Raw genomic sequence first — 24,823 nt, 5'->3', positions numbered from 1 at the left:
TGTGTGGGGAGAGGGGGCCGCCCGGCGCTTCGCCCGATCCACGCAGCACCGGTCTTAAGATGTGTGAAGCCGCAAGCCCGCAGAGGGGAGAGGGAGGGACGCGCGGATGACGGAACGCGACGCTCCCGAACCAGCAGCCGAGGATCGCATCAGGCGGCCCTGAGCCTCCCGATCACGGCGAGGACTTCGGCACGCTGCACCTCCAGGCGGCGGATCAGCGGGTCGAGGTCCGCGTCCGCGTGCGCCGCCACCTCGATCGCCCGGCAGAGCCGCGACAGGTCGGCGAAGCCGAGCATGCCGGCGGCCGAGATCAGCGCGTGGGCGTCGTGGGCGACCTGGACGCGATCGGTCTCGCCGGGCCGGAAGCGCTCGCGCAGCTCGTTGGCCATCAGGTCGAGGAGTACGCCGGCGTGCGCGCGGCCGAAATTGCTCTCCAGCGCGCCGTAGACGCCGCGGTCGAGCACCATTGGCTCGGCCGGCGCGTCCGCTGCCGGCCTCCCCTCCCGCCGCGACCCGGTCCAGCGCGCGATCGTCGCGTAGAGGTCGGCCCGCCGGAACGGCTTGCCGACGTGGTCGTCCATGCCCGCCTCGCGCAGATCCGCGATCTGCTTCGGGAGGACGTTGGCGGTCATCGCCACGATGGGCACCGCGCAGGCCGGCGGCGGCAACGCCCGGATGCGGAGCGTGGCCGTCAGGCCGTCCATGCCGGGCATCTGCACGTCCATCAGCACGAGGTCGTAGCCGCGCCCGGCGGCCACCGCCGCCTCGACCGCGGCGATCGCCTCCGTGCCGTCGGCGGCGACGTCCACCGCGTAGCCCTGCGCTTCGAGGACCGCGCAGGCGAGCTCCTGGTTGAGCGGCACGTCCTCCACGAGGAGGAGGCGCACCGCGCCGCCCCCGGCCGGGGCCGGAGCACCGGGCGAGGCGCCGACGGCCTCGACGGCGGGAGGCCCCTCGCTCGTGGGGAGCGTCAGGGTGAACCAGAAGGTCGAGCCCGCGCCCTCCCGGCTCTCCAGCCCGATCTCGCCGCCCATCAGGGAGAGGATGTGGCGGCAGATCGCGAGGCCGAGGCCGGTGCCCCCGAAGCGCCGGCTGATCGACCCGTCGACTTGGCTGAACCGCTTGAACAGGCGCGTCTGCTGCTCGGCGCTGATCCCGATGCCCGTGTCGGTGATCGCGAAGCGCAAGGCCTCCCCCGCAGGCCCGGTCCCCTCGCGGCACACGTCGAGGGTGACCGATCCGGCGGGCGTGAACTTCACGGCGTTGTTGAGGAGGTTCAGCAGCACCTGACGCAGGCGGCTGGCGTCCCCGAGGACGAAGGCGGGCAGGTCGGGATCGATGCGGGTCTCGATCCTCAGGCCGCTCTTCAGGGCGCTGCCGCGAACGATCGAGACGGTGTTGTCGATCACCGAGACCAGGGGGAACGACACCGGATCGAGGGCGAGCTGACCCGCCTCGATCTTGGAGAAGTCGAGGATGTCGTTGACCATCGTCAGCAGGGCTAGGCCCGAACCCTGGATCAGTTCGAGCCGCCGCCGATCCTCCGGCAGCAGGTGCGGCTCGTCGAGGAGCAGGTCGGCGTAGCCGAGGATGCCGTTCAGGGGCGTGCGGATCTCGTGGCTCATCGCCGCCAGGAACTCGCTCTTGGCCTCGCTCGCCCGCTCGGCCTCGGCGCGCGCCGCCTGGGCTTCCGCGGTGAGCGCGCGCAGGGCCGCCTCCGCGGTCTTGCGCTCGGTGATGTCGATCTGGAGGCCGGCCATCCGGACGGGGCGGTCGTCCGGGCCGAACAGGGTGCGCCCGCGGGCGTAGATCCAGCGCGCGCCGACCCGGAACTCGGACGCGTAGGTGCAGCGGGTCTCGATCGCGCGGCGGATGTCGTTCCAGGCCTCGACGACGTCGTCCGGGTGGACCAGCGCCGTCCACTCCGCCGTGGTGAGGCCTAGTGCGGTGCCGGATTCCGGAAGCCCGTAGATGCGCTGGCTTTCCGGGGACAGGAGGCTCACGCCCGCGCGCATGTCCCAGTCCCAGGTTCCGGCATCGGCCGCCTCCAGGGCGATCTGGAGGAGGCCGCGCGCCTCCTCCACCGCGATCTGCGCCGTGACGATCTCGTCGATGTCGAGGGCGGTCCCGATCCACTCGACCGGGCGGCCGTCCCCGGCTTGCGGGCGCACCGGCGTCACCGAGAGCTTGTGCCAGCGGTAGGCGCCGTCGTGGCGGCGCAGGCGCCACTGCCCGGTGTAGGCGCGGCCGGTCCCCTGAGCCTCGCGCCAGGCCGCCGCCATGGCGGGGGCGTCCTCGGGATGGTTGCGCGCCACGCGGGCCGCCCGGCCGGTGCCGATCGGTCCGTAGTAGGCCTGGAACTGGGCGTTGACGTAGGTCGCCTCGCCGTCCCCGGGCCGCACCGCCCAGACGAGCAGGGGCAGGGTGTCGGCGACGCTGCGGTACCGGCTCTCGCTGCGACGGATCTCGTCCTCGGCGCGCCGCCGCCCGGTGACGTCGATGAGGACGCCGAACAGCCCCGTCACCGCGCCCGCCGCGTCGGCCTCGGTGGTGCCGCGGACCACCACGTCGCGGGTGGACGCGTCGGGGCGCAGCACCCGGGCCTCGAACTCGAAGTCACCCCCCCGGGCGCGCGCGTCCGCGACGATCCCGGTCAGCCGCGCCCGGTCGTCCGGATGATAGAGCTCGGCGAAGACGGAGAGGCGCGGCGGCGGCTGGGCAGGATCGCGCCCGGCGATCCCGTAGAGGCCCGCCGACCAGACCGGCTGATCGTCGGCGAGGTCCACCCGCCAGTTGCCGACATCGGCCAACTGTTCCGCCATGGTCAGCAGGCGGTTCGCGCTCGACTGTAACCTGGCGCGTGCGTCGATCTCCCGGGCCTGCTCCGTGAGCACCACCTCGTGCGCCATCCGCCGCTCGACTTCGCGGCTCCGGACGGCGTTCGCCTCGGACAGGCGCAGGTGCGCAACGACGATGTCGGCGAGGTCCCGCAGGGCCTCGGCCTCGTCGGGCGAGAACGCGCGGGGCTCCGAATCCACCAGGCAGAGGGTGCCGACCCGGATGCCGGGCCGCAGGCTCAGCGGCGCGCCCGCGTAGAAGCGGATCTTCGCCGGGTCGCTGGCGACGAGGGGATTGTCGGCAAAGCGCGGGTCGCGCCGCGCGTCGGGGACGACGAGGACCGCATCGCTCTGAATGGTGTGGTCGCAGAAGCTTCGATCGCACGGCAACTCGCCGGGCACGCCCGTGCAGGGCGTCTTCGGCCATTGCCGGTCGGCACCGATCAGCCCGACGAAGGCGGTCTTCACGCCAAACAGCCGTCGCGCCGTCCGGCAGAGCGCGTCGAAGTGCGGCTCTGCGGGCGTGTCGAGGATGGCCAGCGCGCGCAGGGCCGCGAGGCGCTCCGCCTCGCCGGGCGGGATCGTGCTCACCGTTCGCGCTCCCACTCCGCGGGTAGGCCCGCCCGCATCGTCATCCCTTCGTCCCGCCCGGTTGGCGGGTGCACGCGCGTTGCGCCGCGCACGGGTTCGCGTCGATGCTCCGGCCCGCCATCCAGCTCAGGCGCGCGGCCTCCAGGGCCCAGATCATGCCGATCATCATATAGACGTGACGCCACTTCTCGATATCGATCTGGAGCGCCTGAAGGAAGAACATCAGCAGCGCGGGCCAGACGATCTGGGCGTGGGCGCGGAACGGCGAGGGCCGCGCCAGCAGGCGGAAGCCGACGAACCCCGTGGCCAGGACGAGGCCGAGGAACACGGCGCCCCCGAGCCAGCCGCCGTTGGCGAAGCTGCCGATGTAGGAATTGTGCGGCTCGAGGCCGAACGTCAGGCGCCAGTGCATCGGGCCCAGGCCGAAGGGGCGCTCGACCAGCATCGCGAGGCCGCGAAGCTGGTTGCCGAAGCGGCCCGTCTCGCCCTCGTCGTAGTCCTGGCTCACGGCCGCGCGGGCCTCGAACATCTTCTGGACGTGGTCGACGGAGAGCAGGCCGATCACGGCGGCCCCCCCGAGGCCGAGGGTGACCAGGCTCAAGCCGACGATCCGGCGGCGCAGCCGCGCGGAGGCGCTCGTGGCGTAGACCGAGCCGATCATCAGCACCGTCGCCACCACGGTCCCGCCCCAGGAGCCGCGGGAGAACGACAGGAAGATCCCGGCCAGGATCACCAGCAGGGCTGCGAGCGAGGCCAGCGGGCGGCGCGTCGTGCCGGTGAGCAGCCCGTGCATCAGGTAGAGGGCGCCCAGCGTCAGGAACGAGCCGAACACGTTCGGGTCCTGGAAGGTGCCGGACGCGCGGCCGTACTTGTAGAACAGGTCCTCGATCCCGATCCACTGCAGGTAGCCGACGATGCCGAGGGCCGCCGAGAACACGCAGCTTCCGGTATAGGCCTTCAGGGCCAGCTCCATGCGCGCCCGCGTCTCGTCGGAGAAGACCATCGCGAAGAAGATGCACGTGATGCACAGGTAGATGAGCTGGACCGTCCAGGCGAGGGGGAACTCCTCGTTCAGGTAGGGCATCAGCCCCGCGACGATGGCGCCGAGGTAGAGCAGGAGCAGCGCCGCCAGCGGCACCGCGCCGCGATGGAGCCGGATGCCGAGGCCGGCCCAGAGCAGGATCGTCGGGATCGCGATCACGTCGTAGGGCGACGTGTCGGAGAAGGCGAAGCAGGCGAAGAACACGAACGCCGCGAGCATGAGGCTCGCCAGCCCCCGGACCGCGCGGATCACGGGGATGCCGACCGGCCCCGGCAGGACGGGACTGGAGCCCGGAACGGCGGTGCTGGCCATGGCTCACGCGAACTCCGCTGGCCTGGAACGCGGGCCCGCTCGACGAGGGCGAGTTAGGCTTGAGAAAGGTTGACAATCGGCTGACGCGGGCGGGCGCCGCTCGGACGATCACCGGACCACGACGGCCTCGCAGCTCACGAGCCCCGCCCGCGCAGACTCACGCGGCACAGTCCAGGAAGCCCGCGCGGATCGCCTCGGCGTCGAGCTTGCGCCCGATGAACACCACCCGCGAGGAGCGGTCCTCGCCCGCCTTCCACGGGCCTTGCAGGTCGCCGTCCAGAATCATGTGGACGCCCTGGAAGACGAAGCGATGAGGCTCGTCGGGAAACGCGACGATGCCCTTGCAGCGCAGGATGTCGACCCCCTGGATCGTGGTCAGGTTGGAGATCCACGGCATGAACTTCTCCGGATCGACCGGTCCGTCGATGCGGGCCGAGAACGACTGCATGTCGTCGTCGTGGTGGTGATGGTGGCCCTCCTCCAGGAAGTCGGGCTCCAGGTCGAGGATGCGGCCGAGGTCGAACGCGTTGCGACCCAGCACCGCCTCGATCGGAACGTCGCAGTTCTGCGTGCGGTGGAGCTTGGCGTAGGGGTTGATACCGCGGATCTCGCCCTCGACGCGGGCCAGATCCGCCTCCGAGACGAGGTCCGCCTTGTTGAGCAGGATCACGTCGGCGAAGGCGATCTGGTTCTTCGCCTCCGGCGCGTCCTTGAGCCGGTCGGAGAGCCACTTGGCGTCGGCGACCGTGACCACGGCGTCGAGGCGGGCGGCGTCACCCACGTCCTGGTCGACGAAGAAGGTCTGGGCCACGGGGGCCGGGTCGGCGAGCCCGGTGGTCTCGACGATGATCGCGTCGAACTTGCCCCGGCGCTTGACCAGCCCGTCCATGATCCGGATCAGGTCGCCGCGCACGGTGCAGCAGACGCAGCCGTTGTTCATCTCGAACACCTCCTCGTCGGCGCCGACCACGAGGTCGTTGTCGATGCCGATCTCGCCGAACTCGTTGACGATCACGGCGTAGCGCTTGCCGTGGTTCTCGGTGAGGATGCGGTTCAGCAGCGTGGTCTTGCCGGCGCCGAGGTAACCGGTCAGCACGGTCACCGGGATTTTCTCCGACGGGGCGGGCATCTGCGATCCGGACATGGGCGCTCTTCGAACTGACGTGGCGGGGCCGTCCGCCGGGCCGGCGGGGGATGTCCTGTCATATTGTGTCAGCGCGTGCGGATGGAAGCGGGGATATCGTCGGGACGGTTCCAGGCGGAACCAGCCGCTGCGGCGATCCGATGGTCGACTTGGCCTATGGGATGAAGGCCCAGGCAGGTCCGGTTGGCGCGCTCCTGCAAACGTGATCGCAACGCCTGTGCGCACTCGTTTCCGGACCCTGCGCAGGGAGGGTCGCGGCCATTGTGCCGAGCTTCGGCGCGGAATACCGCGCCCCGGCCGGTACGCCCGGTTTCGAAAAGCTCCGGCGCGGCGAGGACCGCCTTAGAAAAGCACCATCGATCGGTTCGATGCGGATCACGGACCGCGAACCGAACCGGACACCTGCATGTCCCGGTGTTCCCGGTCTCAAGACGATACCAGGATGGACGCCCGCAACCCTCTCGAATCCGATCTCGGCACGCACGAGGCTGCGGTGCGCCCAGGGCGCGGGCGGGCGCGCCGCGGGGGGCTGCTGCCGGTCGCCGCACTCCTGTCCGCGATCATCGTCCTCGTGGCTGCCGTCGCGGTGTTCCCGCAGCCGGTGCGCGGGTTCGTCGAGGCGGCAACGGCCTACGTTCAGGGCCTGATGGGCAGCGGCAAATCCGAGGACGACGCGGCGGTCGAGGCCCGGGCCGGCTCCGTCGAGCGGGTGTTCCGGCCGACGCAGGCGCAGCGGGCCGCCTTCGAGATCCTGCCGGTGGCGACCACGACGTTCCGGCCGGAGGGCTCGGCGGAGGGCCGCATCGCGCTCAACGACGACGACAACGTGCCCGTGGCCTCGCCCTATTCCGGCCGGGTGACGAAGGTGCTGGCGCGGGCCGGCGACGACGTGAAGGCCGGCGACGTGCTCCTCGTCATCGAGGCGACCGACATGGTCCAGGCGCAGAACGAGTATCAGGCCGCGCTCAACACCATCCAGAAGCAGCAGGCCCTGCTCAAGCTCGACCAGACCATCGCGAGCCGGCAGCAGGAGCTGTTCGCTGCCAAGGCCGTGGCGCTGAAAGACTACCAGTCGGCGCAGAACGACGTGATCGCGGCCCAGAGCGACCTCAAGACCGCGCAGGCGGCGCTGGACGCGGTGCGCAACCGGCTGCGCCTGCTGGGCAAGACCGAGGCCGAGATCGCGGGCTTCGAGCGGAACGGCACCATGAGCGCCGAGACCCAGATCCAGGCGCCGATCGCGGGCACCATCGTGCAGCGCAAGGTCGGCATCGGCCAGTACCTGACCGCGTCGAGCGACCCGGCCTTCGTGATCGGCGACCTCTCGACGGTGTGGCTGATCGCCAACGTGCGCGAGAGCGAGATCCCGAAGATCCGGATCGGGCAGGAGGTCGAGGCCCGGGTCGCCGGCTTCGGCGCCCGGGTGTTCCGGGCGCGGGTGAACTACATGGCGGCCAGCCTCGACCCGGCCACGCGCCGGCTCGCCGTGCGCAGCGAGGTCGACAACCCGGACCGGGTGCTGCGTCCCGAGATGTTTGCCACCTTCACGATCGTCACCGGCAAGGCGCAGCCCTCACCCTCCGTGCCGCTGGCGGCGATCGTCTACGAGGGCGCCAGCGCCCACGTCTGGGTCGCACGGCCCGACGGCGCGATCGAGGCGCGAGGCGTGACGCTCGGCCTCATCAACGGCGACAACGCGCAGGTGGTCGAGGGCCTCGTCCTGGGCGAGGAGGTCGTCACCCGCGGCGCGCTGTTCATCGACCGCGCCGCCTCCGGCGACAAGGCGTCCTGATCCGGCGGACGGCGCGAGGGTTTACGCGATGAACAGCCTGATCGTCTTCTCGCTGCGCCAGCGCGTGCTGGTCTGCCTGATGTTCCTGATGATGCTGGCGCTCGGCTACGCCAGCTACGCCCAGCTCAACATCGAGGCCTATCCCGATCCCGTGCCGCCGCTCGTCGACGTCATCACCCAGAATCCAGGGCAGTCGGCCGACGAGATCGAGCGCTACATCACGATCCCGCTGGAGGTGGCGCTCGCCGGCATCCCGAACGCCCAGGTGGTGCGCACCATCTCGCTGTTCGGCCTCTCGGACGTGAAGGTGCAGTTCAACTACAACTTCACCTACGAGGAGGCGCTCCAGCGGGTGCTGAACCGGCTCTCGCAGGCGCCGGCCCTGCCCAACGGCGCGACGCCCCAGATCTCGCCGACGAGCCCCGTCGGCGAGATCATGCGCTACAAGCTCGTGGGTCCCGCCGGCTACTCGTCGGCCGACATGAAGACCCTGCAGGATTGGGTGCTCCAGCGCCGGTTCAAGGCGATCCCCGGCGTGGTCGACGTCACAGCCTTCGGCGGCAAGACCAAGGAGTACGAGATCGCGGTCGATCTCAACCGCCTCCAGGCGCAGGGGATGACGCTCGTCCAACTCGTCACCACGCTGAACAACGCCTCGATCAACGTCGGCGGCCAGACGCTCAACGTCGGCGAGCAATCGGCGGTGGTGCGCGGCGTCGGACTGATCCGCGACATGGACGACATCCGCGACACCATGCTGACCCAGGTCGCCGGCACGCCGGTGCTGGTACGCGATGTCGCCGAGGTGCGCGTCTCGAACGCGCCGCGGCTCGGCGTCGTCGGCCACGACGGCGCGAGCGACATCGTCGAGGGCATCGTCCTGATGAGCCGCGGCGGCCAGAGCCTGCCGACGCTGAAGCGCGTCGAGGCCGAGATCGACAAGATCAACGCCTCGACCATCCTGCCGCCGGACGTGCGCATCGAGCGGATCTACGACCGCTCGGGGCTGATCCACACCACGACGCACACGGTGATGCACAACCTCGTCTTCGGCGTGGTGCTGGTGTTCGTGGTGCAGTGGCTGTTCCTGGGGAGCTTGCGCAGCGCGATCATCGTGGCGGCGACGATCCCGTTCGCCCTGGGATTCGCCATCCTGATTCTGGTCGTGCGGGGCGATTCGGCCAACCTCCTGTCGCTCGGCGCCATCGATTTCGGGCTGATCGTCGATGCCACCGTCATCATGGTCGAGAACGTGTTCCGGCACCTCGCCGAGCCCGGGCACGCGGGCGCGCAGCCGGCGCCGGGCGGGCTGACGGGGCGGCTCGGCACCATCGCGGTCGCCGGCGCCGAGGTGAACCGGGCGATCTTCTTCTCGGCCACCATCATCATCGTCGGCTTCCTGCCGCTGTTCACGATGACCGGCGTCGAGGGCCACATCTTCGGGCCGATGGCCAAGACCTACGCCTACGCCCTCGTCGGCGGCCTGCTCGCGACCTTCACGGTCTCGCCCGCGCTCGCCGCGCTGATCCTGCCGAAGCACGTCGAGGAGCGCGACACCCTGATCGTGAAGGTGCTGCGCTTCGGCCACGAGATCATCTTAGGGTTCGGCCTGCGCAACCGGGTGCTGTCGATCGGCGTGACGCTCGCGATCCTGATGGTGGCGGGCGTTGCCGCGCGGAACCTCGGGCTGGAGTTCCTGCCCAAGCTCGAGGAGGGCAACCTCTACGTGCGCGGCACGATGCCGGCCTCGATCTCGCTGGAGGCGGGCAATTCCTACGTCGAGCGCCTGCGCAGGATCTTCACCGAAGTTCCGGAGGTCGTCACCGTGATCTCGCACCAGGGCCGGCCGAGCGACGGCACCGACGCCACCGGCTTCTTCAACGTCGAGATCCTGGCGCCCCTGAAGCCCATCGACCAGTGGCGCCACGGCCTCGACAAGGAGCAGTTGATCGCAAGCCTCTCGAAGCGCCTCGACGCCGAGTTCCCCGGCATCGAGTTCAACTTCTCGCAGTACATCGAGGACAACGTCCAGGAGGCGGCCTCGGGCGTGAAGGGCGAGAACTCGGTCAAGGTCTACGGCACGGATCTCGCCGCGATCACCAAGTCGGCCAACGCGGTGAAGGCGGTGCTCGCCACCGTGCCCGGCGTCACCGACCTGTCGGTCTTCGCCTCGCTCGGCCAGCCCACGGTGCGCATCGACGTCGACCGGCACAAGGCGGCGCGCTACGGGCTGTCGATCGGCGACGTGAACACCACGATCCAGTCGGCCATCGGCGGCCAGATCGCGGGCGACCTCTACGAGTACGGCTCGGACCGGCACTTCCCGATGCGCGTGCGGCTGGCGCGCGAGTACCGCTCGTCGCTGGCCACCATCCGCAACATCACCATCGGCGCGGCCAACCCCAACGGCGGCGTGGTGCAGGTGCCGCTCTCCGAGATCGCCGACGTCGACCTCGTCTCGGGCGCCTCCTTCATCTACCGCGAGGACCAGGAGCGCTACATCCCCGTCAAGTTCTCGGTGCGCGGACGCGACCTCGGCGGTACGGTCCTGGAGGCGCAGCGGCGGGTGGAGGCGGAGGTCGGCCTGCCGGCGGGCTACCACCTCGAATGGGTCGGCCAGTTCACCAACCTCCAGGACGCGGTCTCCCGCCTCAGCCTCGTCGTGCCGATCACGCTCGCGCTGATCGCACTCCTGCTGTTCATCAACTTCAACTCGGTGGCCGACATGCTGCTGGGCCTGTCCGTGATCCCGATGGCGATGATCGGCGGCATCCTCGCTCTGACGCTGACGGGCACGCCGTTCTCGATCTCGGCGGCGATCGGCTTCATCGCACTGTTCGGCATCTCGACGATGGAGGGCGTGATCCTGCTTTCCTACTACAACCAACTGATGGAGGAGGGCTGGGCGCGCCGGGATGCCGTCTGGCATGCCTCGATCGTGCGGATGCGGCCCGTGATGATGACCTGCGTCGCGGCCTGCGTCGGCCTGCTGCCGGCGGCGGTCTCCACCGGTATCGGCTCGCAGGTGCAGAAGCCCCTGGCGCTCGTGGTGGTCGGCGGCATCCTGCTCGCGCCCAACCTCATCCTCGTGGTCGTGCCGGTGCTGATCTCGCTGTTCTCGCGGCGTCCGCCTAACCCGGATGCGCGACCTATCGCGCATCGGGCGGCGGCGTGATGGCGTTGGTCTCGACAGCCATGCTTACGACGCGTCCCTCTCCCCTCTGCGAGCTGTCGGACTCACCCATTTCGACCCTGGGCGCGCGGGTCGCCGCGCATCCCCTCGCCCCGCCTGCGGGGAGAGGGCCGCGACGACCACGGATCTCGGGTTTGCCCGAGATCCGATCTCGATTGCTCACGTCGGGCAAGCCCGACGTGGGTCGTCGGCGCGGCGAGGCGGCAGCCGACGGTGAGGGGGCGACACCGGATGCGTCCCGTCCGGTGTCGCCCCCTCACCCTCGCTTCGGCTTCGCCTGCGCTTCCCGGCTGCACGACGGGGTGCAGCCGGGCCTCTCCCCGCAAGCGGGGAGCGGGGAAAGGCGTCTCTCCCACAAAGCGGGGCGGGAGATCGCGCCCGTCTCGGAAGCACGCATCTCTCCCGGCCCTCGGCCCGTGGCATCGGCGGGCCGCCCCCGGCCCGCTCCGGCCGCGCCCGCATTGACTCGGACAATCCTCGCAGCGCTCTACCGGGAGCGGGTCGCGCCGCCGTTGCGCGTACGCCGTGTCGGGAGCGTCATGATCGATACGACCCGGATCGGCCGGTCTGCGCGGGCAGCCGTTCTGTCGGCGACCGTGAGCCTGTCCGGATGTGCGGTCGGCCCGAACTTCGTGCCGCCCGAGGACCCGCCGGTCGCGCGCTACACCAAAGAACCGCTCAGAAATCCGAGCGCCGCGGACCGGATCGCGACCCGGCAGGGCGGATCGGCCGACCAGAGCTTCGTGTCGGGCGCCGACATCCCCGGCCAGTGGTGGACGCTGTTCCGGTCGAAGGCGCTGAACCGCCTCGTCGCGGAATCGCTGGCCAACAACCCGAACCTGGAGGCGGCCCAGGCGGCGCTCCGCATCGCGCAGCAGACCGTGCTCGCGCAGAAGGGCACGCTCTATCCCACCGTCACGGCCAACCCCCAGGCGCTCGGCGCGCTCGCGCCCGGCCTCGACCTGCAATCGCCGCTGCAGAACCAGAACCGCTACCTCTACAGCCTGTTCACGCCGCAGGCGGTGGTCTCGTTCAACCCGGACGTGTTCGGCGGCAACCGGCGCCAGATCGAAGGGCTGGAGGCGCAGGCCGAGAACCAGCGCTTCCAACTGGAGGCGGCCTACCTGAGCCTTACGGCCAACGTCGTCGCCGCAGCGATCCAGGAGGCGGCGCTCCGCGCCCAGATCGACGCGACCAAGCGCGTGATCCAGGCCCAGACCGAGGTGCTGACCCTCTACAACAAGCAGCTCGCCCTCGGGCAGATCGCGGGCGCCGACGTGGTGCAGCAGCAGGCCGCTCTGTCGCTGTCGCAGCAGCTCCTGCCGCCCCTGGAGAAGCAGCTCGCCCAGCAGCGCAACCTGCTTACCGCGCTGGCCGGCCGCCTGCCCTCCGAGGAGGTGGCCGAGACCTTCACGCTGGCCGCGCTCCGCCTGCCGACGAAGCTGCCGGTGAGCCTGCCCTCGCGCCTCGTGCAGCAGCGCCCGGACGTGAAGGCGGCCGAGGCCCTGGTGCAGCAGGCGAGCGCGAACGTGGGCGTCGCCGTGGCCAATCGCCTGCCGCAGTTCAACATCACCGCCACCGGCGGCTCCAGCGCGGTGCAGCTCGCGCAGATCGCCAATCCCGGGGCGGCCTTCTTCAGCGTGCTGGGACAGGCGACGCAGCCGCTCTTCGACGCCGGCACCCTCTACCGCCGCCAGCGGGTGAGCGAGGAGGCTCTGACCCAGGCGCAGGCGCAGTACCGCGCGGTCGTCATCGGCGCCTTCCAGAACGTTGCCGATGCCCTCCGCGCCCTGCAGGGGGACGCGGGCGCGGTCGCGGCGGCGTCGGCCGCCGAGAAGGCCACGGGCGAGAGCCTCGGGCTGATCCGCAAGCAGTACAGCGCGGGCGCGATCAACGGCACGCAGGTGCTGATCGCGCAGCAGGGCTACCTCTCGGCGCTCGTCACCTCGGCCGGCGCCCGGGCGACGCAGTACGCCGACACCGCCGCCCTGTTCCAGGCGCTCGGCGGCGGCTGGTGGAACCGCGCCGACGTGGCCCCGCCCCCGCCCGAGACCGACCCGCTGAAGTTCCTGTGAGCGTCCGACGCCGCGCCGCCCGAGGACGGCTGCGCGCGAGCAGGCGGGGATGGCGAGCGGACGCGGCGGGCCGGTCGGGACGAACCGGCGGGCTACGTCGCTCTGGCGTACGCGGAGGCGGGCGTCTCGATCAGCCGCAGCTTGGGGCGGCGACTGCCGGTGAGGAACATCACCTCCGCCGAGGTCCCATCGTCCTGCACGACGTGGACGCGGTAGTTCATGCCCGCGGCCAGGACACGGGCCTGATCCAGGGTCGTGCTGGCGAGCGTCGCCGAGAACTCGCCCAGTCGCGCCGCCATGCTGGCCGCCAGCAAGCCGATCTCGACACCTTCGTCGAAGGCCTCGCCGCGGCCGGCGAAGCGCAGGCGCAGACCCGGCTCGATATGAATGTGGCGCATGGCAAACCCATCGGACACGTGCCAATGCAGCACAGGAATGGTTAACGGATCGTCAAGGTCCGCGGCCCTGCCGATCACGAGACGGGCCTCGGGCGCGGGACCGCCGGGGTCTCCACCCGGAGGCCGCACGCCGACCCGAGTCGAACGCCCGATCCTGCCGATCTCGCGCACCAAGCGGTCGCTCCGTTTGGGCGGCCGAGGCGAGGGACCGTGCGGGAGGCGGCCTCGTCCTGAACGCGTCACGCGCGGCAGCCGCCCTGGTGACGCCGGAAGGAGGCTCGCCGGCCGCGGTGCGGTGCATCGGGCGGGCGCCGTCAGGCGCCGACCACCGCCAGCACGATCTCCCGCCGATGCGGGCGGTCGCGGTGCTCGATCAGGTAGATCCCCTGCCACGTGCCCAGCGCCAGCCGGCCGTCGATGACGGGAATCGTCAGCGCGGCGTCGGTGATCATCGTGCGGATGTGGCCCGGCATGTCGTCCGGTCCCTCGGCCCCGTGGACGTAGACGGAGTGGCGCGGCGCGAGGCCGTCGAGCGCGCTCATCAGGTCGGTCCGCACGTCCGGGTCGGCGTTCTCCTGGATCGTCAGCGAGGCCGAGGTGTGCCGGCAGAACACCGTGACGAGGCCGCTCGTCACGCCGGCCTCGCGCACGAAGGCGGCGACCCCGTCCGTGAACTCCGTGAAGCCCGGCCCCGGCGTCGCGATCGTCAGCCGGGCGTGCGCCTGCCGCCGGACCTCGCCCGCGCGCAAACCCTCGACCGCGCCCACCCTGCCCTGCCTCATCCGGTCCCCTCCAGCGCCGTGCCCGGCATCACCGCGCGCTCGCCGCGCGCCAGGATGCGCTCGAGCAGCTCGATCCGGTCGGCCTCGGCCGCCGGCTTGTCCCACCGGATGCGGCTGACGCGGGGAAAGCGCATCGCGACGCCGGACTTGTGCCGGGTCGAGCGCTGCACGCCCTCGAACGCGATCTCCAGCACCAGCCCCCCTTCCATCCCGTAGCCGACCTCGCGCACGGGCCCGAAGCGCTTGACCGTGTGGTTGCGCACGTAGCGGTCGAGCTTGGCCAGCTCCGCGTCGGTGAAGCCGTGGTAGGCCTTGCCGACGGGGACCAGTTCCGGGCCGCCGTCCTCCCGGTCGCGCCAGACGCCGAAGGTGTAGTCGGAGTAGAACGACGAGCGCTTCCCGTGGCCGCGCTGGGCGTACATCATCACCGCGTCGACGCGGTGCGGCTCCCGCTTCCACTTCCACCACGGCCCCTTGGGCCGGCCGGGCAGGTAGGGGCTGTCCAGGCGCTTGAGCATCACGCCCTCGATGGCGTCGGCATCGTCACCGGCCCCGATCGAGGCCGGGTCGGCGCGCGCCGCGGTCAGGTCGTCCCAGGACGCGAACGGCACCAGCGGCGAGGCGTCGATGCGGGCGTGGTCGAGGTTGGCGACGAACGCCTCCAGCCGGGCGCGCCGCTCGGTGAAGGGGAGCCCGCGCAGGTCCGCGCCGTCGGCGGTGAGCAGGTCGTAGGCGCGCACGTGCGCGGGAAACTCCTCCAGGAGCTTGGCCGTCACCGCCTTGCGGTTGAGGCGCTGCTGGAGCACGTTGAAGCTCTGCACCCGGCCCCCGCGCAGGATCAGCAGCTCGCCGTCGAGCGTGCCGGTGAAGGTGACGGCCTCGGCAAGGTCCGGGAAGGCGCCGGAGATGTCCTCGCCGGTGCGCGAGTAGATCTTTGCGATTCGGCGGCTCTCTCGATCGAGGCCGCCGACGAGCTGGACGCGGATGCCGTCCCACTTCCACTCCGCCGAGAAGTCGCCGGGCGCGAGCTTGTCGAAATCCGTCTCCTCCTCGATCGGGTGCGACAGCATCGGCGGCCGGAACGGGGCCGGGTTCAGGGTCTCCGGCCGCGGCCCGCGCCCCTCCGCCCAGGCGAACAGCGCCTCGAACGGCGCGGTCAGCCCATGCCACACCTCCTCGACCGCGTCCGCCTCGTGGCCGCCGAGCGCGCCGACCGCGGTCTTGGCGAGCCGGGCCGAGACGCCGACGCGCAGGTTCCCGGTGACGAGCTTCAGCAGCGCCCAGCGGCCGGTCTCGTCCAGCGCGTCGAGCCAGTCGGCGAGGTGGCCCGGCAGGTCGGCCTTGCGCGTCGTGGCCAGGGTCTCGACCACCTCGCCCAGCGTCGGCACGTGTGGCGGCGGGTTGTTGTGGCCGAGTCCGGGTGCACCGGCCGGCCCCCTCTCCCGTGCGGGAGAGGGTTGGGGTGAGGGATCAGGTCTCTCCGGACAAGTCTCGTCCCTCACCCTGTCCCTCTCCCGAACGGGAGAGGGGACCTGCGCCTCATCTTGCGCGTCCGCGAGCCCCGGCCAGATCAGCGCCGTGGTCTCGGCCAGATCCCCGACATAGTTGTGCGAGAGCCGGAACAGAACCGGGTCGATCCGCGCCTCCACCAGCCCGCGGATCAGGGCGGGCTTGGCCTCGCGGAAGCTCAAGGTGCCGGTCATCGCGGCCAGAGCGTAGCCGCGCTCCGGGTCGGGCGTCTTCGCAAAGTAATCCTGGAGCAGGCGGAGCTTGGCGTTGCGGCGGGGCTCGTAGGCGAGGCGGTCGAGGAGGTGGGCGAAGGCGTTCACGCGGCGGCATCCTCAGCCTCGGCGGCGGCACTCTCAGCCTCGGCGGCGGCTTCCCCAGCCTCGGCGGCGGCCTGCGCCGGATCGGCTGGGGGCTCGGCCTCGCCGTCGTCGCCGTAGCCCAGCAGGTGCAGGGGCTTGGCTCTGATGCCCTGCGTCCCGCACCAGTGCACCAGCGCGTCCTCCTGCCCGTGCGTGACCCAGACTTCGCCGGCCCCGGTCTCGCGGATGGTGCGGCACAGGTCCGGCCAGTCGGCGTGGTCGGAGATGACCAGCGGCAGCTCGACGCCCTTCTGCCGGGCGCGTGCCCGCACCCGCATCCAGCCCGAGGCGAAGCTCGTCACCGGATCGGGGAATTTGCGCGACCACACGTCCTGGATCGACGAGGGCGGGCACAGCACGATGGCGCCCTTCAGGCCCGCGCGGTCGGCGGCCGCGACCTTCGGCGTCTCGCCCAGCGCGAAACCCTCGCGCCTGTACAGGTCGGTCAGCTTCTCCATCGCCCCGTGCAGGTGGATCGGCCGGTCGTAGCCGGCCTCGCGGAGCAGCATCATCACCCGCTGCGCCTTGCCGAGCGCGTAGGCGCCGACGATGTGCGCGCGCTCGGGGAACAGCGCGACGGAGGCGAGGAGCTTGGCCACCTCCCCGGCCGTATCCGGCATCCGGAACACCGGCAGCCCGAAGGTCGCCTCGGTGATGAACACGTCGCAGGGCACCACCTCGAAGGGCCGGCAGGTCGGGTCGCGGGCTCGCTTGTAGTCGCCCGATACCACCACCCGCACGCCCTCGGCCTCGATCGCGATCTGCGCCGAGCCGAGCACGTGGCCGGCGGGCGCGAAGCGCACGGCGACGTCGCCGATCCGGATCGATTCGCCGAGCCGCGCCTCCTGGCGGGCCTCGCAGAAGGCCTCGCCGTAGCGCACCGCCATGATGCGCAGGGTCTCGCCGGTGGCGAGCACGCGCCCGTGGCCGGCCCGCGCGTGGTCGGCGTGGCCGTGGGTGATGAGCGCCCGCGCCACCGGCCAAGTCGGATCGACGTGGAACCCCCCGAGCGGGCAGTACAGGCCCTCGCGGGTGAGGGTGAGGAGATCGCTGGCGCGGAGCGGCATCGTTGAGGGGGTGCGGTGCGGTGCAGGAGGGACCGGTGATGATATAGGGCACCTGATCCACCCGCACCGGACCTGTGCCGCCCATGCGCCGACAGACCGGCTCCGGCGACCTTCTCGCCGACCGCCGCTACGCCTACGCCGAGGCCTGCCTCGCCGAGGGCGACGCCGCGGGCGCCGCCGAGATGGCGGACCAAGTGCTCGAATTGGCGCCGCGCTATGCCGCGGCCTGGGTCCTGCTCGGCCGGGCGCGGGAGGCCCAGGCCGCCGTCGACCCGGCGCTGTTCCACGGCGCCGTGCGGGCCTACGAGACCGCGCGCACCCTCGACCCGGACGACGCGCTGGGGACGCAGGTCCACCTCGCCCGGCTGGGCGCGGGGGGCGCCCTGCCCGCCCTCTCGCCGGCCTACGTCCGGGCGCTGTTCGACGGCTATGCCGGGCGCTTCGAGCGCCACCTCGTCGAGGGGCTCGGCTATCGCGGCCCGACGCTCCTGTGCGCGGCGCTGGACGCGGCCGCGGGTACCCACCGGCGCTACCCGGTCGCGATCGACCTCGGCTGCGGCACCGGGCTGATGGGCGCGGCGCTGGGCTCCCGCGTCGCGCACCTCATCGGCGTCGACCTCGCGCCCGCGATGCTGGCGCTCGCCCGGCGCAAGGATGCGTATGCGCGCCTGATCGAGGGCGAGATCGTCGGGTTCCTCGCCGAGAAGCCGGAATCCCACGCCGACCTGTGCGTCGCGGCCGACGTGTTCATCTACCTCGCCGATCTCGGGCCGGTGCTTGCCGGCATCGGACGGGTGCTGCGGCCGGAGGGACACGCTGCCTTCACGGTGCAGTCCCACGACGGCGGCGGCGTGATCCTCGGGACGGACGGCCGCTACGCCCACGCCGACGCCCACCTGCGGGACGCGACCGCGCGCGCGGGCCTCGCCGAGGTCGCGCTTCACCCGGCGGCGGTCCGGCGCGAGCAGGGCCGCGACGTGCCCGGCCGCCTCGTCGTGCTCCGGAAACCGAGGCTCGGACAGCCCCTGGAGGAAACCCAGTCGTGACCCGGCGATGGAGAGCGTGCGATCGTTGCGAGGGCCGACCGGGACGGACGCCGCATCGCGGCGGACGGCGCGGCGGTTCTAACGGCAGCGGAGGACGTGACGAACGACGCGGCGATCCGCTGAGGCCCATCGGCCCATACGGGCGGCACGGTGCCGTTACGGTCCAGCACCTCAATCGGTCGGCGCCCCGCGCAGGCGCTTGACCGCGCCGCGCTGGGTCTTGGCCTCCAGCCGGCGCTTCTTCGAGGCCAGCGTCGGGCGGGTGGCGCGGCGCGGCACCGGCGGCACCGCGGCCTCGGCCACGAGCGCCGCCAGCCGCGCGCGGGCGTCGGCCCGGTTGCGCTCCTGGGTGCGGAAGCGCTGGGCGCTGATGACCAGGATGCCGTCGGCCGTGAGCCGCCGCCCGGCGAGCCGCATCAGCCGCACCGCGACGGCGTCCGGCAGCGCCCCCGAGCGGCGCGCGTCGAAGCGGAGCTGCACCGCGGTCGAGAGCTTGTTGACGTTCTGGCCGCCGGGGCCGGAGGCGCGCACGAAGGTCTCGTGCAGCTCCGCCTCGTCGATCGCGATGTGCGGCGTGCAGACCAGGGCCACGGGCGCCCCCTCCCCCGGTTCAGGCCGCCTCGGCGGGCGTGCGCGCCTTCACGGCGAGCGCGTGGAGGCCGCGCTCGAACGCCTGCGCGAGCAGGCCGTTCACCAGACGGTGCCGGTCGACGCGGCTCCGTCCCTCGAAGGCCGCCGAGACCACGTCCAGCCGGAAGTGCGTCTCGCCGCCCGGACGCGCGCCGGCATGGCCCGCGTGCAGGTGGGATTCGTCGATGACGTTCAGGCTCGTCGGCGCGAGCGCATCGGCGAGCGTGCCCTCGATCCAGTCCCGCAGCGTCGGTGTCCCGTTCATGGCCCTGCCCTCATCGTTCCCCGAATGGACGGGTCACCGAGCGGACGGCCCGTCAACCCCGTTCGTCCGCATGCGTCATCAGGCCCGGCGCCCTTGTGTCTCGGGTCCGCCCCCTCATAATCGCCCCGTCATGGATCTCAACTCGCCGCTGTTCGACAGCATCCGCATCAAGCGCACCTGCGACGAGCCCAAGCTCCGGGACGGCAAGCCGGCCGAGGGCACGTGCGAGGCCGCCGGCTGCACCCATGCGGGGCTCTACCGCGCCCCCAAGGGCCGGCGCGCCGAGGGGCAGTACTGGCACTTCTGCATCGACCACGTCCGCGCCTACAACGCCACCTACAACTACTTCGACGGCATGAACGACGACGCCGTCCAGGCCTACCAGAAGGACGCGGTCATCGGCCACCGTCCGACCTGGGCGATGGGGGTGAACCGGCCCGCGGGCGCCAAGGCCGCCACCGAGCCGACCCGCGACTGGGCCTACGTCGACCCGCTCGGCGTGCTGCGCACCGAGGGCGTCGGCGGCACGCGGGGCCGCGCCAAGGCGCCGGAGCCCGCGCGTCCGAAGCTCTCGGCCACCGTCCGCAAGGCGCTCGACGTGATGGGACTGGAGGACGGTGCCGACACCGCCGCGATCAAGGCGCAGTACAAGGCTCTGGTGAAGCGCTTCCACCCGGACGCCAACGGCGGCGACCGCTCCTTCGAGGAGCGCCTGCGCGACATCATCCGCGCCCACGACGTGCTGCGCGCCGCCGGCCTGTGCTGACGAAGCCGTCCGGCACGATCGATGCAGGACGGGCGGCTGCTTTCGCGCGCGGCCGGGCGGCAATCGCCGGAGCGCAGCCTATATGAAGGGTCCACCCCTTCCGTGGCGCCCCGGCGCGACGACGGTTAAGGAAGGCCGGCATCCCGGCCGCGACGGCCCGGCGATGCGAGGTCCGAGACAGTTCCGCGCGGCTTCTCGATCCGAGGATCGTCGGAGCCCGCCCCTACGAGGTTCCGTATGCTCTCCGACGACAAGCCCGCCGCGCTTCCCGACCGGACCGTCTCCGTCCGCACCACCTTCGGCATCGACATCGACCTCGAGGTTCCGGCCTTCTCCGGCCCCGCCGAGCACGTGCCCGACCTCGATGCCGACTACATCTTCGACCGGGAGACCACGCTCGCGATCCTCGCGGGCTTCGCGCGCAACCGCCGCGTGATGGTCACCGGCTACCACGGCACCGGCAAGTCCACCCATATCGAGCAGGTCGCCGCCCGGCTGAACTGGCCGTGCGTGCGGATCAACCTCGACAGCCACGTCTCGCGCATCGACCTCGTCGGCAAGGACGCGATCGTGCTGCAGGACGGCAAGCAGATCACCGCCTTCCAGGACGGCATCCTGCCCTGGGCGCTGCAGAACAACGTCGCGCTGGTGTTCGACGAGTACGATGCGGGGCGGCCCGACGTGATGTTCGTGATCCAGCGGGTGCTGGAGGTGTCCGGCCGGCTGACGCTGCTCGACCAGAAGCGGGTGATCCGCCCGCACCCGGCCTTCCGCCTCTTCGCCACCGCCAACACCGTGGGCCTCGGCGACACGTCGGGCCTCTACCACGGCACGCAGCAGATCAACCAGGGACAGATGGACCGCTGGTCGATCGTCACGACGCTGAACTACCTGCCCCACGACCGCGAGGTCGACATCGTGTTGTCGAAGGCCCTGCACTACAAGGGCGATCAGGGCCGCGACGTCGTCAACCGGATGGTGCGCGTGGCCGACCTCACCCGCAACGCCTTCATGAACGGGGACCTCTCCACGGTGATGAGCCCGCGCACCGTCATCACCTGGGCCGAGAACGCCGACATTTTTCGCGATGTCGGCTTCGCCTTCCGGGTCACGTTCCTGAACAAGTGCGACGAGCTGGAGCGGAGCTTGGTGGCCGAGTTCTACCAGCGCGCCTTCGGGCGTGAGCTGCCCGAGAGCGCGCTGAACGTCGCACTGAGCTGATCGGCAGCGGCGACACGCATGGAGGAACCCGTGACGCGGAATGCCCCGATGCTGGACATGGCGGCGACCGCATCGGCGAACGTGCGTCGGGGAACGCGCCATGCCGACGACATTTACACCTGGGTTCAGGAGCAGGTGGCGCTGCTACGCGCCGGCCGGGTGGACGCGCTCGATCTCGACAACATTGCCGAGGAGTTGAGCGACGTGGGCCTGAGCGAGTACCATCGGCTTCAGAGTGCGATCGAGATCGTCCTGCTCCACATGCTCAAGTGGGACAATCAATCCGAACGACGAAGCCGCAGTTGGGCTCTCAGCGTCGCCGAGCATCGCGAAAGGGCCTTGTTGCAGTTGGAGCGGAGCCCCGGGTTGAAGTCCAATCTGGAGGAGGCACGGCGGAAAGCCTTCCGCCTCGCTCGCATCAGGGCCGCCCGCGAGATGAAACGATCGTTGAAACTCCTGCCCGCCGACTGCCCCTACACCTGGGACGACATCCTGAACCGCCCCTTCGAACTCGACGCCGACCGGTAACCGCATGTCGATCTCCAACCGCAAGCCCGGCGAGCGCCGCGAGCCCGTGGCCGAGCCCCTGAAGCGCTCGGTCGCCGGGTGCCTGCGCGCCATCGCCAAGCGCTCCACGATCGAGGTGACCTACGCCACCGACCGTCCGGCGCTGACCGGCGACAAGGCGCGCCTGCCCGAGCCCCCGCGCAAGCTCACGGCCGCCGATGTCGCGGTGCTGCGTGGCAACGCCGACTCGATGGCCCTGCGCCTCGGCTGCCACGACACGGCTGTTCATCGCCGCCTCGCGCCGGAAAGCTCGGCGGCCCGCGCGGTGTTCGACGCCGTCGAGCAGGCCCGGGTCGAGGCGATCGGCTCGCGCCGGATGTCGGGGGTGGCCGCCAACATCTCCGCGATGCTGGAGGACCGCTACCACCGCGGCGGCAAGTACGAGACCATCACCGACCGGGCCGACGCGCCGATGGAGGACGCGGTGGCCCTGATGGTGCGCGAGCGCCTGACCGGCCAAGCGCCGCCGGACGCCGCGCGCCGCATCGTCGAGCTGTGGCGCCCGCACATCGAGTCGAAGGCCGGGCAGAACCTCGACGGCCTGATCGGCGCGATCGAGGACCAGCGCAGCTTCGCCCGCTCCGTGCGCGACCTGCTCTCGTCGCTGGACATGGCCGACGAATCGCCCTTCGACCCCGAGGACGATGAGAACGACGACGACAACGACGCCCAGGACGACGAGCAGACCCCGAGCGAGGGCGAGGCCGAGGAGCAAGCCCAAGGCGACCGGGCCGAGAGCGAGAGCTCGGAGGATGCCTCCGACGACATCGAGGAAGGGGCGCAGGAGGCCGCGGACGCGCCGGCCGGCGAATTGCCCGACGAGGCGGAGAATGCCGACTCGGAGGACGCCTCCGAATCCTGGCGGCCGCCGCAGCGGCCGGCGAACGAGCCGCGCGGGCCGGATTACCGGGTCTTCAACGGTCGCTTCGACGAGGTGATCCACGCCGAGGATCTGTGCGACGCCGACGAGCTCACGCGCCTGCGCACCTACCTCGACAAGCAGCTCTCCCACCTCCAGGGCGTCGTCGGGCGGCTGGCCAACCGCCTCCAGCGCCGGCTGCTGGCGCAGCAGAACCGTGCCTGGGACTTCGACCTGGAGGAGGGGCAGATCGATCCGGCCCGCCTCGTGCGCGTGGTGATCGATCCGTTCCAGCCCCTCTCCTTCAAGCAGGAGAAGGACACCAATTTTCGCGATACGGTGGTCACCCTTCTCCTCGACAATTCGGGCTCGATGCGCGGACGGCCGATCACGGTGGCCGCCACCTGCGCCGACATCCTGGCGCGCACGCTGGAGCGCTGCGGGGTGAAGGTCGAGATTTTGGGGTTCACCACGCGCGCCTGGAAGGGGGGGCAGTCGCGCGAGGCGTGGCTCGCCGCCGGCAAGCCGAACGCGCCTGGCCGGCTGAACGACCTGCGCCACATCGTCTACAAAAGCGCCGACGCGCCCTGGCGGCGCGCGCGGAAAAACCTCGGGCTGATGATGCGCGAGGGGCTGCTCAAGGAGAACATCGACGGCGAGGCGCTCGACTGGGCGCACAAGCGCCTGCTCGGACGGCCGGAGCAGCGCAAGATCCTGATGGTGATCTCGGACGGCGCGCCGGTCGACGATTCGACCCTGTCGGTCAACGCCGGCAACTACCTTGAACGGCACCTGCGCTGGATGATCGAGGACATCGAGCTGCGCTCGCCGGTGGAGTTGCTCGCCATCGGCATCGGCCACGACGTGACCCGCTACTATCGCCGCGCGGTGACGATCATCGACGCGGAGGAACTCGGCGGCGCGATGACCGAGAAGCTCGCGGAATTGTTCGAGGAGGACGGCGCGGCCCGGGCTCCGATGCGCGCGACCGGCGCTCGCCGCTGATCACGAAGCCAGCCTGACCGCCGATACCGGGATCTCGGCGTACCGTCTCGCGTCAAGTCGCCTCCTCACGGGGGCGCGGATCGGAACTACGAGATCGTCGCGGTCAGACGGACGCTCGTCCGTGCATCGTAGAGATCAAGGTCCATGAAGCGAAGCAGAGCATCGCCGAGCCTGGGATGGACCGGGCACAGGATGCCCCGCGCGAGCCGAACCGCGCGTCGGTGGTGGAACCGGCACGGTGTAGGATTGCAGCCTCCGCAGGTCCGCGCCGAGGGGCTTGTCCAGCGCGGCGATACGTTCGAGGAGCACCTCGGCGTCGTGGTCGTCGGGATAGGCCCGCCAGGGCACGATCACCGGCTCCATCGCCTCGTCGATGAAGCGGAACGTCGCGGCGATCGGATGCGAACGGGAACGCGCCGGTTCCGGCGCGCTCGGCGATGGCGGGCAGGATTGGCCAGATCCGTCCGGCCACGTCCGCAAGGGCGAGCACGGCAGCTTGGTCGTCTGCGCCTCGACCCTTAATTGCAGGGAAACCGACGAGCAGAGCGGCGCGGAGGCGGAGCGGGAAATCCCCTTCATGAAGGGCTACACCGTCTTCAACATCGATCAGACCGACGGCCTGCCTGCGCGTGACGCCATCGCGCCGATACCGCCGCTCGACGAGGCAACCTGTTCGAAACGAATTGCTTGTGGCTAGTCTGTGGCATAAAATATTCAGCATATTGATATAAAAAGACAAGTCTATGCATGGGTGCAAGGGGTCGCAAGTTCGAATCTTGTCACTCCGACCATAACTAAATCGATGAGTTAAACAGAAATTATGAAATCGAATAGCCTCTAAACGTTATCTTCGCCACAAGATCGGCGTCCTCTACAACCTGCAGAAATCTGCTATCACCTTTCCCGGTCTGCTTCGGTCTGTGGCGAGTTTGTGGCGCATTCGGCATGTCGTGAAGAACATCTTTGCATCGAGTTTCAGCGCCGTTTGGCGCAGCCTTCGGTAACAAGCCTCACAAATTTTCGATCGGATTGCGTTTTTTAGCCAATTACTCGCAACCGCGCTCGTGCACCGTCTGCAATCGACTTGGCGACTGAGGCAAGAAATCCAACCGGAAGAGCATCCATAACATCATCAAGCGCTCTGCGCATTGCCGCCGCGACCTCTGCAATGATCACCTCGATGACAAACTTGCCAATCCCGGCTTTCATGGCCGTCTGCACAAAATGACGTGGTACGATCTCTTCAACGACATGGTAACGGTTAGTTCCGACAGCCATTGCGAGCTTGATGCGGCTTCGCCGAATCTGTCCTGAAATCCTCATCGTCCCGACCCAAGGGTATCCAGTGTTGGAGCTCAACCAG

18 protein-coding genes and 1 pseudogene are annotated in these 24,823 nt (G+C 70.5%); 9 read left to right on the top strand and 10 right to left on the bottom strand.

What is annotated here, in order from left to right; translation table 11 throughout:
* Positions 1–149: 149 nt before the first annotated feature.
* The 3 genes from ACFE8Y_RS12875 to ACFE8Y_RS12865 form a co-directional block, all read right to left on the bottom strand.
* Complete coding sequence (locus tag ACFE8Y_RS12875) at positions 150–3,428, bottom strand: ATP-binding protein (protein ID WP_375464780.1); 3,279 nt, start codon at positions 3,426–3,428, stop codon at positions 150–152.
* 40 nt (positions 3,429–3,468) lie between these two features.
* Positions 3,469–4,782, bottom strand: coding sequence for an O-antigen ligase family protein (locus ACFE8Y_RS12870; RefSeq protein WP_375464779.1), 1,314 nt, complete (start codon positions 4,780–4,782; stop codon positions 3,469–3,471).
* A gap of 157 nt (positions 4,783–4,939) precedes the next feature.
* Complete coding sequence (locus ACFE8Y_RS12865; RefSeq protein ID WP_375464778.1) at positions 4,940–5,926, bottom strand: CobW family GTP-binding protein; 987 nt, start codon at positions 5,924–5,926, stop codon at positions 4,940–4,942.
* A gap of 442 nt (positions 5,927–6,368) precedes the next feature.
* Between ACFE8Y_RS12865 and ACFE8Y_RS12860 the strand changes: the two genes are divergently transcribed.
* From ACFE8Y_RS12860 to ACFE8Y_RS12850, 3 genes are all read left to right on the top strand, one after another.
* Positions 6,369–7,718 carry an efflux RND transporter periplasmic adaptor subunit gene (locus ACFE8Y_RS12860; protein WP_375464777.1) on the top strand — a complete coding sequence of 450 codons (1,350 nt, stop codon included), beginning with the start codon at positions 6,369–6,371 and terminating at the stop codon, positions 7,716–7,718.
* A 28-nt stretch (positions 7,719–7,746) separates the two neighbouring features.
* Positions 7,747–10,893: an efflux RND transporter permease subunit gene (locus tag ACFE8Y_RS12855; protein WP_375464776.1), complete on the top strand. Its 3,147-nt coding sequence runs from the start codon at positions 7,747–7,749 to the stop codon at positions 10,891–10,893.
* Positions 10,894–11,450: 557 nt separating this feature from the next.
* The gene (locus ACFE8Y_RS12850) at positions 11,451–12,986 is read left to right on the top strand and encodes an efflux transporter outer membrane subunit (RefSeq protein WP_375464775.1); all 1,536 of its coding nucleotides are present in this window, start codon (positions 11,451–11,453) and stop codon (positions 12,984–12,986) included.
* Between the two features lie 92 nt (positions 12,987–13,078).
* Here ACFE8Y_RS12850 and ACFE8Y_RS12845 read toward each other — a convergent pair whose 3' ends face one another.
* From ACFE8Y_RS12845 to ACFE8Y_RS12830, 4 genes are all read right to left on the bottom strand, one after another.
* Entirely contained in the window at positions 13,079–13,558 is a 480-nt protein-coding gene (locus ACFE8Y_RS12845; RefSeq protein WP_375464774.1) for a hypothetical protein, read from the bottom strand.
* A gap of 140 nt (positions 13,559–13,698) precedes the next feature.
* Entirely contained in the window at positions 13,699–14,166 is a 468-nt protein-coding gene (locus ACFE8Y_RS12840; RefSeq protein WP_375464773.1) for a secondary thiamine-phosphate synthase enzyme YjbQ, read from the bottom strand.
* On the bottom strand, positions 14,163–15,995 hold the full coding sequence (locus ACFE8Y_RS12835) for a cisplatin damage response ATP-dependent DNA ligase (protein ID WP_375464772.1): 1,833 nt from the start codon (positions 15,993–15,995) through the stop codon (positions 14,163–14,165). Before ACFE8Y_RS12835 ends, ACFE8Y_RS12840 begins: the two co-directional genes overlap by 4 nt.
* Positions 15,992–17,101: a ligase-associated DNA damage response exonuclease gene (locus ACFE8Y_RS12830; protein WP_375464771.1), complete on the bottom strand. Its 1,110-nt coding sequence runs from the start codon at positions 17,099–17,101 to the stop codon at positions 15,992–15,994. Before ACFE8Y_RS12830 ends, ACFE8Y_RS12835 begins: the two co-directional genes overlap by 4 nt.
* Positions 17,102–17,184: 83 nt before the next feature.
* Between ACFE8Y_RS12830 and ACFE8Y_RS12825 the strand changes: the two genes are divergently transcribed.
* On the top strand, positions 17,185–18,147 hold the full coding sequence (locus ACFE8Y_RS12825; RefSeq protein WP_375464770.1) for a methyltransferase domain-containing protein: 963 nt from the start codon (positions 17,185–17,187) through the stop codon (positions 18,145–18,147).
* Positions 18,148–18,318: 171 nt separating this feature from the next.
* On the opposite strand, the gene arfB is transcribed toward ACFE8Y_RS12825, so the two are convergent.
* Positions 18,319–18,738 (bottom strand): alternative ribosome rescue aminoacyl-tRNA hydrolase ArfB, encoded by a 420-nt coding sequence (arfB, locus tag ACFE8Y_RS12820; RefSeq protein WP_375464769.1) that lies wholly within the window; start codon positions 18,736–18,738, stop codon positions 18,319–18,321.
* 19 nt (positions 18,739–18,757) lie between these two features.
* A complete protein-coding gene (locus tag ACFE8Y_RS12815; protein ID WP_375464768.1) occupies positions 18,758–19,042 on the bottom strand; it encodes a BolA family protein in 285 nt (94 codons plus the stop codon).
* Positions 19,043–19,172: 130 nt separating this feature from the next.
* Between ACFE8Y_RS12815 and ACFE8Y_RS12810 the strand changes: the two genes are divergently transcribed.
* The 5 genes from ACFE8Y_RS12810 (at position 19,173) to ACFE8Y_RS12790 (ending at position 24,157) form a co-directional block, all read left to right on the top strand.
* Positions 19,173–19,808: a J domain-containing protein gene (locus ACFE8Y_RS12810; protein WP_375464767.1), complete on the top strand. Its 636-nt coding sequence runs from the start codon at positions 19,173–19,175 to the stop codon at positions 19,806–19,808.
* 237 nt (positions 19,809–20,045) lie between these two features.
* Positions 20,046–21,029: a cobaltochelatase subunit CobS gene (gene cobS, locus ACFE8Y_RS12805; protein WP_375464766.1), complete on the top strand. Its 984-nt coding sequence runs from the start codon at positions 20,046–20,048 to the stop codon at positions 21,027–21,029.
* A gap of 48 nt (positions 21,030–21,077) precedes the next feature.
* Entirely contained in the window at positions 21,078–21,557 is a 480-nt protein-coding gene (locus ACFE8Y_RS12800) for a DUF29 domain-containing protein (protein ID WP_375464765.1), read from the top strand.
* 4 nt (positions 21,558–21,561) lie between these two features.
* The gene (gene cobT, locus ACFE8Y_RS12795; RefSeq protein WP_375464764.1) at positions 21,562–23,460 is read left to right on the top strand and encodes a cobaltochelatase subunit CobT; all 1,899 of its coding nucleotides are present in this window, start codon (positions 21,562–21,564) and stop codon (positions 23,458–23,460) included.
* Positions 23,461–23,833: 373 nt separating this feature from the next.
* Positions 23,834–24,157, top strand: a complete 324-nt coding sequence (locus tag ACFE8Y_RS12790; RefSeq protein WP_375464763.1) for an ArdC-like ssDNA-binding domain-containing protein — start codon at positions 23,834–23,836, stop codon at positions 24,155–24,157.
* Positions 24,158–24,498: 341 nt separating this feature from the next.
* Here ACFE8Y_RS12790 and ACFE8Y_RS12785 read toward each other — a convergent pair.
* Positions 24,499–24,823: pseudogene (locus ACFE8Y_RS12785) on the bottom strand (hypothetical protein); the annotation flags it as partial.

The sequence above is a fragment of the uncultured Methylobacterium sp. genome, from assembly GCF_964242245.1.
Taxonomy (GTDB): Bacteria; Pseudomonadota; Alphaproteobacteria; order Rhizobiales; family Beijerinckiaceae; genus Methylobacterium.
Note: the sequence above shows the minus strand (reverse complement) of the source record. Positions and strands in the feature narration are given on the sequence as shown.